Source organism: Burkholderiales bacterium, from assembly GCA_035560005.1.
Taxonomy (GTDB): Bacteria; Pseudomonadota; Gammaproteobacteria; order Burkholderiales; family Eutrophovitaceae; genus DASRFY01.
The window spans coordinates 1-12,945 of the sequence record DATMAN010000054.1 but is presented as its reverse complement, the minus strand read 5'-3'; the positions used below and the strand labels follow the sequence as shown (position 1 = coordinate 12,945).

9 protein-coding genes are annotated in these 12,945 nt (G+C 63.2%); 5 read left to right on the top strand and 4 right to left on the bottom strand.

The genetic code is table 11. From position 1 onward, the window contains the following. Positions 1–4 precede the first annotated feature (4 nt). Positions 5–2,527, bottom strand: a complete 2,523-nt coding sequence (mutS, locus tag VNM24_07370) for a DNA mismatch repair protein MutS (GenBank protein HWQ38418.1) — start codon at positions 2,525–2,527, stop codon at positions 5–7. A 230-nt stretch (positions 2,528–2,757) separates the two neighbouring features. Between mutS and VNM24_07365 the strand changes: the two genes are divergently transcribed. Beyond that, positions 2,758–3,075 (top strand): hypothetical protein, encoded by a 318-nt coding sequence (locus VNM24_07365; GenBank protein ID HWQ38417.1) that lies wholly within the window; start codon positions 2,758–2,760, stop codon positions 3,073–3,075. A gap of 12 nt (positions 3,076–3,087) precedes the next feature. Here VNM24_07365 and VNM24_07360 read toward each other — a convergent pair whose 3' ends face one another. The 3 genes from VNM24_07360 to VNM24_07350 all read right to left on the bottom strand — a co-directional run bounded on the left by VNM24_07360 (position 3,088) and on the right by VNM24_07350 (position 4,297). Then, positions 3,088–3,570, bottom strand: coding sequence for a putative toxin-antitoxin system toxin component, PIN family (locus tag VNM24_07360; protein ID HWQ38416.1), 483 nt, complete (start codon positions 3,568–3,570; stop codon positions 3,088–3,090). Further along, positions 3,567–3,866, bottom strand: a complete 300-nt coding sequence (locus tag VNM24_07355) for a type II toxin-antitoxin system Phd/YefM family antitoxin (GenBank protein ID HWQ38415.1) — start codon at positions 3,864–3,866, stop codon at positions 3,567–3,569. The genes VNM24_07360 and VNM24_07355 overlap by 4 nt, the downstream gene beginning before the upstream one ends. 77 nt (positions 3,867–3,943) lie before the next feature. Then, positions 3,944–4,297, bottom strand: a complete 354-nt coding sequence (locus VNM24_07350) for a helicase-related protein (GenBank protein HWQ38414.1) — start codon at positions 4,295–4,297, stop codon at positions 3,944–3,946. A gap of 286 nt (positions 4,298–4,583) precedes the next feature. Between VNM24_07350 and VNM24_07345 the strand changes: the two genes are divergently transcribed. The 4 genes from VNM24_07345 to VNM24_07330 form a co-directional block, all read left to right on the top strand. Next, positions 4,584–4,793: a hypothetical protein gene (locus VNM24_07345; protein HWQ38413.1), complete on the top strand. Its 210-nt coding sequence runs from the start codon at positions 4,584–4,586 to the stop codon at positions 4,791–4,793. An 863-nt stretch (positions 4,794–5,656) separates the two neighbouring features. Continuing rightward, complete coding sequence (locus VNM24_07340) at positions 5,657–5,944, top strand: hypothetical protein (protein ID HWQ38412.1); 288 nt, start codon at positions 5,657–5,659, stop codon at positions 5,942–5,944. 50 nt (positions 5,945–5,994) lie between these two features. Next, positions 5,995–7,836 (top strand): peptidase domain-containing ABC transporter, encoded by a 1,842-nt coding sequence (locus VNM24_07335; GenBank protein ID HWQ38411.1) that lies wholly within the window; start codon positions 5,995–5,997, stop codon positions 7,834–7,836. Positions 7,837–8,722: 886 nt separating this feature from the next. Further along, positions 8,723–12,945, top strand: a 4,223-nt coding sequence (locus tag VNM24_07330) for a calcium-binding protein (protein HWQ38410.1), incomplete at its 3' end; no start/stop codon positions are given.

Here is a 12,945-nt window from a genome sequence, read left to right as displayed (position 1 = left end):
CAGCCTATGCGCCGTCGGCGAGCTTGCGCAACCGGTACAGCAGATCCAGTGCTTCCTTCGGCGTGAGCGAGTCGGGATCGGTCTTGCGCAGCAGCGCCAGCGCGGCGTGATCCTCCGGGACGGGCGCTTGCGGGGGCGCTGAGAAAAGATCGCCCTGGGGATTGCGCGCCGCGGCATCCTCCTCGAGCTTTGCGAGATGCCTTTTCGCGGCGCGCACGACCGAAGTCGGGATGCCGGCGAGCTGAGCCACCTGAATGCCGTAGCTTTGCGAGGCGGGGCCTTCCTCGACCGCGTGCAGAAACACGATCCTGTCCTTGTGCTCCACTGCGGACACGTGGATGTTCGCAACGTCCCGGTACTCCTCCGCCAGCCGGGTCAGCTCGAAGTAATGGGTGGCGAACAGCGTATAGCTCTGGCTCTGCTCCAGCAGATAGCGGGCGATGGCAATCGCGAGCGCCATGCCGTCGAACGTCGAGGTTCCGCGTCCGACTTCGTCCATCAGAACCAGCGACTGGCGCGTGGCGTTGTGCAGGATGGCGGCCGCCTCGGTCATCTCCACCATGAAGGTGGAACGGCCGCCCGCCAGATCGTCCGACGCACCGATGCGGGTGAAGATCTGGTCCACCGGTCCGATCAGCGCCCGCCGGGCCGGGACGAACGAGCCCGCATAGGCCAGCAGGACGATGAGCGCGACCTGGCGCATGTAGGTGGACTTGCCACCCATGTTCGGGCCGGTGATCAGCAGCAGCCGGCGGTTGGGGGCCAGCCGCGTGTCGTTGGCGATGAATTCGTCGATCTGCTGCTCGACCACCGGATGGCGGCCGGCGTCGATCTCGATCCTTTCCTCGGCGGTGAATTGCGGCCGCACGTAGCCAAGGGTGGCGGCGCGCTCGCTCAAAGTGTTGAGCGCATCCAGCTCGGCCACGGCGGCGGCCATGTGTTGCAGCGGCGCCAGCCATTGCAACAAAGAGTCGAGCAGTGCGTCATAGAGCGCCTTCTCCCGTGCCAGCGCCCGCTCCTGCGCGGACAGCGCCTTGTCTTCGAAGGCCTTTAGCTCCGGCGTGATGTAGCGCTCCGCGTTCTTCAAGGTTTGCCGCCGGCGATAGTCGTCCGGCACCTTGTCGGACTGCGCGCGCGTGACTTCGATGTAGAACCCGTGGATGCGGTTGTATTCCACCCGCAGATTCTGGATGCCGGTCCTGGCGCGTTCCCGTGACTCCAGGTCGAGCAGAAACCGGGCGGCGTTGTCGCGGATGCCGCGCAGCTCGTCGAGCTCCGCGTCGTAGCCGTCGTTGATCACGCCGCCTTCGCGAATGGCCGGTCCCGGCTCCGGAAGCAGCGCCCGCGAGAGCAGCTCGAAGAGCTGCGGTTGGGGCTGCAGACCGCTGGCCAGCAACTGCGCGCGCCCGCCGCGCACCGCGCTCAGAATGGAGGCGAGTTCCGGGAGCTGCGCCAGCGAGTCGCGCAGCCCGGACAGATCCCTGGGTCTTGCATTCTTGAGCGCAATACGCGCCGTGATTCGTTCGATGTCCGCGAATCGTGAGAGCACCGAGCTCAGGCGCTGGCGGACCTCCGCCAGCGCTTCGACCGTCGACAGGCGCTCTTCGACGCACTGGCGCTCGCGCAGCGGATGATGCAGCGCGTGGCGCAGCCAACGGCTTCCCATGCCGGTGGCGCAGGTGTCGAGGAGCGAGAACAACGTCGGTGCAGATTCGCCGCGCAGGGTCTCGGAGATCTCGAGATTGCGCCGCGTGGCGGCGTCCATGCGTACGAATCGAGCAGGATGCTCTACCCGCAGCGACCTGACGTGGGCAATGGCTACTCCTTGGGTGGCGCGCGCGTAGTCGAGCAGCGCTCCGGCTGCTCCGATCGCCGCCGTCAGGCCATCACAGCCGAAACCCGAGAGATCGCGCGTGTCGAACTGGCGCGTGAGCGAACGGGTGGCGGCATCGATGTCGAATTGCCAGGCGGGCAGCCGTCTGATGAAGCGGTCCAGATCGGTCAGCGCCTGGTGCGCGAAATCCTCTGGAACGAGGAGCTCCGCCGGTTGCAGGCGCTGCAGTTCGGCACCGAGCTGCGCGGGTGCGACCTCCGCGACGGCGAAGCGCCCGCTGGCCAAGCTCAGCCAGGCGAGGCCGAGCAGGTCGCGGCCGGGATTGAGTGACGCGAGATAGTTGTCGCGTTTTTCTTCCAGCAGCGCGGCGTCGGTCAGCGTGCCCGGAGTGACGATGCGCGTGACCCGCCGTTCGACCGGACCCCTGGAAGCGCCGGGATCGCCGATTTGTTCGCAGATAGCGACCGCTTCGCCGAGCTTGACGAGCCTGGCCAGGTACTGATCGACCGAGTGGCACGGCACTCCCGCCATCTTGACCGGTGCCCCGGCCGACACGCCACGCGTGGTGAGGGTGATGTCGAGGAGCTTCGCGGCGCGCTCGGCGTCCTCGTAGAACAGCTCGTAGAAATCGCCCATCCGGTAGAACAGCAACTTGTCCGGATGCTGCGCCTTGATGCGCAGGTACTGCTGCATCAGGCGCGAGGTGCCCGGAAGATCAGCCGATGGCCGCGCGTTTTCGTTGCTGTTCTCTGAGGTTGGGAGATTCGGCCGATCCATCTGACTCACTAGTACTTGCTGGGCGCTGGGGTCGCCATGTTAGCGCAGGTTCTGCGAGAATGGCGGCATTGCACACACGCGAATATCCGGAGAAAAGCAAGGAGGCGGACCGATGACGTAGCTATCCCAAAGAAGGAGGCTTCGTCATGTCTCGCACTTATCGCCGGCGCGGGCAGCGGCACGACTATGACTGGGTGCTGCGCGAGTACCGCTGGGTCGACGGCGTCCTGGTTCCCTACTTCATCGATCCGCGTTCAAAGGAAGCACGACGCGCGATTGCGCGCTTTCACTCGGACGCGTACTGCACGCTGAAGAGCACTGCGCCGCGCTGGTACCGAAGCATCCTCGATCATCGTCTTCGCACCGTTAACGCCAGGCAGCTTCGCCGGTGGCTAAACGACCCGGGTTATGATCCGGTATTCGAAGCCCGACACCGCCATTGCGCCAATTGGGCGTGGTGGTAAAAGGGTAGTCGATCAGAGGAGAGCATGAAGAAGATCAAGCGCCGGAATCAAGAGTCGGGCACTCCCATAAGGAGCGCCGCGCGGCGCGCGCTTTCGCCCAAGGCGGTCCATGAGCTCGCGGGGCGATAGTACCACCACGTCACGTCTAGCCTTGAGGGGAAAGTGACGAAGATTTCCAGTCACGAGCACGCTCGCGCTTGCCTCGGCGACTGCCAAGAACGGCTCGTCGTCGGCATCGGGCAGGCGGATCGGCCACGGCGCAGCAGCGGCGACGACGAAACCGAATTGATCGAGCGCCGCGAGGACATCGTCGATGCGCGCCGGGGTGAAGCCAAACTCCGGTCGCCTTAGGACTTCCTCATATTCCTGCCGGATTGTGCCGTCGAACGCGGGCTCCAATTCGCCGGCGAGAACCGCTTCGACCATCCAGCCAGGCGGTCCGACAGCCGACAGGAGCCCGGCGACCAGCACGTTCGTATCGATGACGACCCTCATCCCGCGGCGCGGCGGGATCGTGCCTTACGAGCTTTCGCAATGATGGCGTCGATGTTTTTCAGCGACATTCCGGCGAGGCCTCGCCGTCGGCTTTCCTGCCGGATCGCCCGAACGGCCTCGAGGGCGCGGGCGCGGCGCAAGATTTCGAGCGTCTGGTCGATCGAGCCGGCGTCGACCGGGATCATAACGGCGACCGGACTCCCGTTCGCCGTCAACACGGCTTCGCGCTCGCGCCTGAGCGCATCGCGAACCTGCCTCGGGCGGGTACGGAAATCTCGGATGGTGACGGTTTTCATAAGAACGAATTGTAGGCGCTGGGGTGACATTTGTCACCGGGCCGCGCGACCGCCCGAGTGTCCGAACCGTGCTCGTTCTACGTTTCAGCGTTGATCGTGTATTCCATCGCGCGATACCCGCGCTGGCGTTTGCCCCACGTCCTCAGCAGGGCCGGGTGCCCGGCATCGACGTAGTCGTAGATGCGCACACGATCCTTGGCCGCGTGTTCCCGATGGAGGCGCCCGGCATATTGCTGCAGCGTTCCTTTCCAAGAGGTTGGTATGGCCAGGATCAAGGTATCCAGCGGCGGATGATCGAAGCCTTCGCCGATGAGCTTGCCGGTGGCAAGCAGCACGCGAGGTGTCTCCGGGGCGAGCGCGTCAAGAGCTTCGATTACCGCAGCGCGCCGCTTCTTCGACATCCGGCCGTGCAACAGCGAGGTCGAAGGCACCCTGCCCGCCAGCCGCTGCGGGTGACATCACGGACCAGGTTAATGCGCGTCCGCCCGTGCAATTCGGCGGGCTCGATGCGTCGCGAGAGGCGCCCGGGCGTGCGTGACAGCGCACAAGGCGTCGGAGTTCAGAAGACGCATCCGCTCGGCCGTGGGGGCGTAGCTGGCACGTCGAAAACAGTCTGCAGTTCCAAACATGTGTCGACCTTTAGCCACACATAGCGGATCCTGTCGCGCCCGAAGCGATCGATTGCACGGGCGAAATGCAGCGTAAGAGCGAAGCGAGATGAAGCGTTGGGACCTGCTCAAGGCCATGGCCGGCGGCGGCTCGGTGACGCTTCGCGAGGCAGCAGGTCGAGTCGGGCGGGACGTAAGAGCCGTCCACGGTGACGTGCACGCCTTGCTCGCTGCCGGCGTGCTGAGGAAGACCGCGGACGGGGAGACCGAATTTCCGTTCGATGCGGTGCACGTCGACTTCGTGCTTAAGGCGGCATAACGCTTAACGAGTTCGGCGAGAAAGGAACGAACGCGTGACGTAGCTATTCCGAAAAGGAGGCTTCGTCATGTCTCGCACTTATCGTCGGCGCGGGCAGCGAGCTTCGGAGCCATGCCGGCTGAGCGACATGACCGAGCGGTAGTGGGCTGAGTACCAGGCCTTTGCGAGCCGGGATCTTGCCAAATTCTAAGGTGCTCTACCTGTTCGTCGACGGCATTGCCGAGAAGCTGCACTTGGGCCAGCCCGCGAGGCAGTGCTCGCGGCCTGAGGGCTCACCGAGACGGGGCACAAAGTGTTCCTCGGCTTGGCGCCGGGCACCAAAGAGGACACGGCGAGCTGCCGCGACTTCCCGAGAGATTCCAAGGCGCAACCTGGCCGATCCAGTGCTCGTCGTCACCGACGGTGCGCCGGGTCCGATTCGCGCCGGAGAAGAAGTCTTCCCGCGCAGCCCGCGCCAGAGGTGCCTTGCGCATCCGCCAGTTAGGCGACTTGAAAGAGCGGTTGTAACGGAAGGTCGCCTACTGGAAAAGATTGGACAAGAGTGTCGCAGGTGGTCAATCAGGAATTTCCTGAGCGCACTTCAGGCGAAACCCCATTGAATGTTCATCCAACGAGCGCGCAAAGTCGGCGCTCGTTGATGCGACGCTCTTGCGCTTAGTGTTGCCGAAATTCGGTTGCGCTGACGACGCAAGGCCTTGTCGTTCTCGGACGACATGAAGCGGTCGAATCTTTAACAACGGATTCACGTCAGGACCTTACGATTCTGTGTTGAAACAATGCCAGGAGGCAGGGCCGGGAATGTTTCTCGTCGGCATGTAAGTTGCATTTCGGACCCGCTTTGAAAATCTAGCCCAGACCAATAAGTGACCATCGAGGCAGCACAGCGCAGCGAGAATCAGCGGTTCGCGCCAACCGCATATCAGAGCCAGAACTCTGAATTCACGCGAGAATCGGCTCTCTGGGTGCTATCGGCCTTCTGCCAGTACCACAGGATTCCATTCGATCCCGCGCTGCTCTCCAAGGAGTTGCTGCCGCCTTTGGCTGACAAGACGTTGTTGCGCGCGGCTGGTGCGCTGGGACTCAAGGCCCGGTTTGAAGCCGCGCTGCCTCTGCGCTGGCAAAGCTTGGCGCGCCTTTCGCGGCGCTGCTGACGGCTTCGGGACGCGAGCCGCAACTCGACGCCGAGCCGACGCGGCGGTTCGTGTTCGCCTTCGTGCTCCGGCTGGAAGAAGGGCGGGTTGCGTTCCTGGAGCAGGGCCAGCCGGGACATAAGATCCTGCCCCTGGGCGAGTTCGCAGCGCGCTTTGCCGGGCACGTGCTTCGCGCCGCGCCCAAAGAGAAGCCGGTCGAAGACCCCGATTCGCCGGCTGCCGCCCGGGCATTCGGCTTCCGCTGGTTCATCCCCGAACTGCTCAAGCACCGCAGGATCTTCCGCGACGTGCTGGTTGCCTCGCTCGCCATCCAGCTGATGGCCTTGGCCACCCCGCTCTTTACCCAAGTGGTCATCGACAAGGTGATAACGCATCACACGCTGAACACCCTGACCGTGATCGGACTGGCCCTTGGAGTCTTTCTGGTCTTCACCGCTGTGATGAGCTGGGTCAGGCAGTACCTGATCCTGCACACCGGCAACCGGATCGACGCTGTGCTCGCCACCCAGGTCTTCCAACACCTGTTCCGGCTGCCGCCGCAGTTCTTCGAGCGAAGGCCCACCGGCATCCTCGTGGCCCGCATCCAGGGGGTGGAGACCATCCGGGAGTTTCTCGCCAGCGCGGCGGTGACGCTGATGCTGGATCTCCCCTTCATGGCGATCTTCATTGCCATCATGTTCTATTACAGTTGGCAGTTGAGCCTGCTCGCCGTGGCGATCCTCGCGCTCATCGTGGGCCTGAGCCTGGCGGTGGCACCCATGATCCGCAGCCGTCTGAACGAGCAGTTCCTGCTCGGGGCCCGCAACCAGGCCTTTCTCACCGAATACATCGGCGGGCTGGAGACGGTGAAGTCGCTGCAGATGGAACCCCAGCTCGACAGCCGCTTCGGGGACTATCTCGGCTCGTATCTCAAGGCCACCTTCCGGGCCCGCCAGCTCGGCAACACGTATCAAGTGGCGGCGCAGGCGCTCGAACAGCTTCTCACCCTCTCGATCCTGTGCGTAGGCGCCTGGATGGTCATGCAGGAAATCGGCTTTACCATCGGCATGCTGGTCGCCTTTCAGATGTTCGCCGGAAGGCTCTCCCAACCGATGCTACGGCTCGTCGGCCTGTGGCAAGAATTCCAGCAGGCGGGCATCGCGGTCAAAAGGCTGGGCGACCTGATGAATGCGCCGAAAGAACCCTATTCGGTTATTCCCAGCCGTGAGAATGTACGGCGGGGCAGGATCGAGATCCGGGGCCTGGGCTTCCGCTACTCCGACAAGCTGCCGTGGCTCTACCGGAACCTGGATATGACAGTCGAGCCCGGCCAATGCCTCGCGATCATGGGTCCCTCGGGCTGCGGCAAGAGCACGCTTGCCAAACTGTTGCAGGGCTTCTACCAGCCGACGGAAGGCGCGATCAGGATCGACGGCCGCGACATCCAGCACCTTTCAGCCAATGAACTTCGGAGCCACTTCGGCGTGGTGCCGCAAGAAACCGTGCTCTTCTCTGGAACAATCTACGACAACATCGTCATGGGCAACCCGCACGCGAGCTTCGAGGACATCGTGCTCGCCTGCAAAGCGGCGGGAATCCACGAAGTCATCGAAGCTCTGCCGCAGGGCTACCAGAGCGAGATCGGCGAGCACGGCGCGGGACTCTCGGGCGGGCAGAAGCAGCGCATCGCCATCGCGAGAGCGCTGCTCAAGCGCCCGCCGATCCTGATCCTCGACGAAGCGACCAGCAACCTCGACAAAGAAACGGCGAACGCCATCGGTCGGACGATCAATTCTCTTCGAGGAAATGTGACCATCCTGCTCATTACGCATGAACTAAAGGGTGGTATCGAGAACGTGGAGACGTTTTCTTTTTTAAAAAAAGAGAATGTGGGGCATCGGTTTCTTGGGTAGCAGCGGTTTTAAGATGGTTCGTCACGCTGGAGGAATCATGAGAGAAGCTAAGAGCGTTCACAAGTTGCTCGAGTCTCATTGGATCTGGAATGAAGTTGGACGCAATACCGAACTGAAGCCGATGAAGGGTGCCCCTCTTTGGAGGAGTGTTTTCGCTCTCGTCGGCGCTTTCTTTGTTACCGTAAACTGCCTTTCTGCGGAGAAAGGACAGGCTATGTCCGGTACCCCAAGTACTTCAGTTCAGGTTGTGAACAGCAAACTAATCAACGAGAGAAGCGCCGCGTTTAGAGAGCGACTTATAGGAGCGATGGATCGCAAACTAACTTCGGGGGAGTTAGCGAGTCTTGTCCCCTTTGAATGGAAAGCAGCGTGCTTAGTAAATCCGTACGGCCTTTGGATACAAGAGGCTCTGAGCGTGAAGTTCAACGCGCCTGAGGCTATTCCGTGGATAAACGATGAGCGCGCGTGGACTCTTCTTCTAGTTGACGAAGGTGAGTTCACACCAATCCGTGTTTTGAGATCTGACATTGGTTTTCGGCATTCTAGCGATCCACCCACATGCATACGACGCGAAGGCGCGCGATACCAGATCGATCTGCAGAAGAGACTCATGAGTATTGTTGGAGAGAAAAGCAACTGACGTTTAGAGAAACTAGGAGAGCAACAGATGAGCTATTTTGAACAGAAGGCCAATGAGCTAACTGCGGAGGCCTTCCAGTACGCGTCTCAGTACAACATTCCTGGCAACGGAAACGATGATTCGGTTGATGCGTTTCGTCACGCATATGCTAGTGCATGGATGGCCTTCCGGTATGGCGACAACTTCGCCCAACTCGCTGGGGATTACAGAGAAGCGAGTCATCCAGGCACACCTGAGCAGTACAACATGGACCAGTACAACAATCAGGTCGGGCGCCAGATTGCGCAGGGGTTGCGCGACTATTACGAGGGTCATCCATGGGCAACTACGCAAGACCTCAAGGATGAAGCAGCACGCCTTGCGCACGAGGCGCTAATGCAAGGGAAACTCATCACTGACCCAACCTCTGACCCGCGAAAGTTTGACGGGTTCGACTACTTTAGAATGACTGTCGATCAGGCTGTGGAGTGGTTCTGGCAACAGGCTCAACGAGTTGTGGCGTTAGCGGATCCCCTTACCTTTGACCTCGATGGGGACGGCCTCGAAACAGTCGGTGCTGCACAGTCCGGTATCGTGTTCGACCACAACGGCGACGGCATTCAGGAAGGCACCGGCTGGGTGCAGTCGGATGACGGCTTCCTCGTTCTCGATCGCAACGGCAACGGCACCATCGACACCGGCGCCGAACTCTTCGGCGACTCCACGCCGCTTTCCGGTGGCGGCACCGCCGCGGACGGCTTTGCCGCTCTCGCCCAGGAAGACACCAACTCGGACGGCGTCGTAGACAGTGCAGACGCCCGCTGGAACGATCTGCGCATCTGGCGCGATCTGAACCAGGACGGGGTTTCTCAGTCGGGCGAGCTGTTCACGCTCGACTCGCTCGGCATCGCCTCGATCAACGTGCAGGTCACGGAGCACTCGCAGGTTCTTTCCGACGGCAACCGCATCGCCGATCTGGGGACCTACACTAGGACCGACGGCTCCTCCGGAACCCTGGGCGATGTCGGACAGATGGCCGACATCGATTTGTCGGTCGACACCTTCCACCGCGAGTTCACCGACCAGATTCCTCTCGCTGAAGGCGTGACCGCGCTCCCCAACATGCAGGCCTCGGGCAAGGTGCGCGACCTGTGGGAGGCGGCAAGCCAGTCGACTTCGCTCAAGAGCGCGCTGGAGGACTACAGCGCCGCAACCACGCGGGCGGCACAACTGGCGCTGCTCGATTCGCTGCTCGGACAGTGGTCCGCCACCGCGGGCATGGAGACGATGGAAGAGCGCGCCACCAACGCGCTTGCCACCGGGCAGAACCCGTACGGCTATGGGCTCAAGTGGGAGTCGATCGGACGCGAGCGCGCCGTCGATCACGTTACAGGCACCGGCTCGGGCGGCGAGCCGATCTACGATGCGCAATGGAACGCGCTGGTCGAAGAGTTCGAGCGCAAGCTCTACATCCTCGAAGCCTTCAACGGCCGCTACTTCTTCACCTTCCCGTGGGAAACCGCCGAAGGTGCGGCAGCCATCGAGGGCATGCGAGTCGATGAAGCCGACACCGATCCGAACACCGGCGCCTACCTGGAACCCGGCGGCATCATCCTCAATCTGTCCCAGGGCCAGATCGACCTGCTCGACCAGAGCTACCCGGCGCTCAAGGAATCGATCTACGAGGGCCTGATTCTGCAAACCCGCTTCAAGCCGCTGCTCGACTCTATCGAACTCGCGGTCGATGGCACCTCGCTCGACTTCTCCGCTGTATATACAGCGTTCCAGGATCGCATCACCCAGAACGCCGCCAACGGCATGATCGATCTCATCGAGTTCAACCGCTACACGGCCGGGTTTCTGCCTGCCGCCGGCTGGTTCGGCGATGAGTTGCTTGAAACAAATCTCCGTACCCTGACCGTCACGCCGGAACTTCAGGCGGTCTACGACGAGATGAACGTTAGCTTCCAGGCCGCCGCGGGTCCTTCGATCCAGAGCACCGACGGCAACGACGTGCTGGTGCTCGCCGCCGACAACAACAACCAGGGCGGGGGCGAGGGCGACGACACGATCTTCGCCGGCGCCGGAATCGACCGCGTGCACGGCGGCATGGGCAACGATCGCATCTACGGCGGCGCGGGCGACGACGGCACCGCCCACTGGTCCGACTACCAGAACAACGGCGGGGGCCTGTACGGCGAGCACGGCAACGACATCCTGGACGGCGGCGCGGGCAACGACTACCTGGAAGGCGGGGCCGGGCACGACCTCTACATCTTCGGTGCGGGCTACGGCCAGGACCTGATCCGCAACTACAACGGCCTGGGCGGCTGGTCGATGGAAGAAGCGGTTGCCTCCCAGGACGATCTGCTCTTCAAGTCCGATATTTCTCCTAACGATGTCAGCGCCCGCCGGGTCGGGAGCGACCTTGTGTTGAGCGTCGCAGGTACGACCGACACGGTCACGATCCTAGCCTACTTCGGCGGCAATGCGCTGGACAACATGTTCCGCATCGACGACATCCGTTTTGCCGACGGCACGGTGTGGACCCCCGAGATCGTCCGCCAGATGGTCATGAGCGGCACTGCCGGCGCCGACACCCTGCTCGGGCTGGACGACACCGACGACACCATCGAGGGTTTTGACGGCAACGACGTGCTCGAAGGCGGCGACGGCGACGACACCCTGCTCGGCGGCGCCGGCAACGACACTCTGCGGGACGACGAAGGCGACGACCGGATCGACGGCGGCGCGGGCGACGACTACGCCCGCGGCGACGCCGGCAACGACACCTTTCTCTTCGGCCGCGGTGACGGCCAGGACGAAATTGACAACTACGACCTGTGGGACGGCTCGGCGCTCACCGATGCCGCCACGACCACCGACGCGGTCGAGTTCAAGGCGGGCGTGCTGCCTGCCGACATTGTGGCCAGGCGCGTGGGCGCGGACCTGGTGCTCACCATCGCCGACACCGGCGAGAGCCTTACCATCAACGAGCAGTTCTGGTCAGGGCAGGCCTACACCCAGCACGGCATCGACGAAGTGCGCTTTGCCGACGGCACGGTCTGGAACCAGGAGGCGATCCGCGTGGCGGTGCTGACCGGCACGCCCGCGGACGACACCCTGACCGGCTTCGACGGCACCGCGGACGATGTTCTCGGACTGGGAAGCAACGACACGCTCTACGGCGGCGGCGGCAACGACACCATCACGGGCGGCGCCGGCAACGACACATTGAGCGGCGGCACCGGCAACGACACCTATGTCTTCGCCGCGGGCGACGGGCAGGATGCGATCGAGAACTACGTCAGCGGCTACTACGGCCCGATCGCGGAGAGCGATGCCGCCACCGCCATCGACGTGCTGAGCTTCAGTTCAGGCATTCTGCCGGCAGATGTGACTGCAAGCCGCAGCGGTGATGATCTCGTCTTGTCGGTCGCGGGAGGCACAGACTCGGTGACGGTGAAGAACCAGTTCAGCTCCGACCTCGCCTTCGGCCCCTACGCGATCGACGAAGTGCGCTTCGCCGACGGCACCGTCTGGAACCAGGACGCGCTTGCCGCGGCGACGCTCGCCGCAGGCGCGGCTGCCGACACGGTCTACGGCTTTACCGACCGCGACGACGTCATCGACGGCCTGGCGGGGGCGGACTTGCTGTTGGGCCAGGGTGGCAACGACACCTTGCAGGGCGGCGAAGGCAACGACAGTCTGCACGGCCATGCCGGCAACGATGTCCTCGACGGCGGAGCGGGCGGCGACACGCTGGTGGGCGGGACGGGCAACGACGTCTATCTGTTCGGTGTCGGCGACGGCCAGGACAGGGTCGAGAACTACGTCCGCAATCCGATGAACGGCAACTGGTCGCTCGAGTCGGATGCGGCGACGACCGTCGATGCGGTGCGCTTCAAGGCGGGCGTGCTCCCGGGCGACGTGAGCGCCCGGCGCAACAGCAACGATCTGGTGCTGACGATCACCGCCACCGGCGAGACGCTCACCGTCAGCGGCCATTTCACCGGCGACAGCGCCTACTCGGAGTACGGCATCGACGAGGTGCGCTTCGAGGACGGCACGATCTGGACCCGCGCCGACCTCAGCCAACTGGCCCTGGCCGGAACCTCCGGAGCCGACACGATCACCGGACTGGTGGATGACGATGTGATCGACGGCGGCGCCGGCAACGACATCCTCTACGGCGGGCTGGGCAACGACATACTGATCGGAGGCGACGACAACGACACCCTGCTCGGCGAAGAGGACAACGACACCCTTTACGGCGGCAACGGCGCCGACTCGCTCAACGGCCATGCCGGCAACGATGTGCTGGATGGCGAGGCGGGCAACGACACGCTCGACGGCGGCACCGGGCAGGACGAGTATCGCTTCGGCGTCGGCGGCGGGCAGGACCGGATCGAGAACTATGTCTACAACAACCTGAACGGCAACTCCTCGCTGGAAACCGATGCCGCCACCACGATCGACGCGTTGCGGTT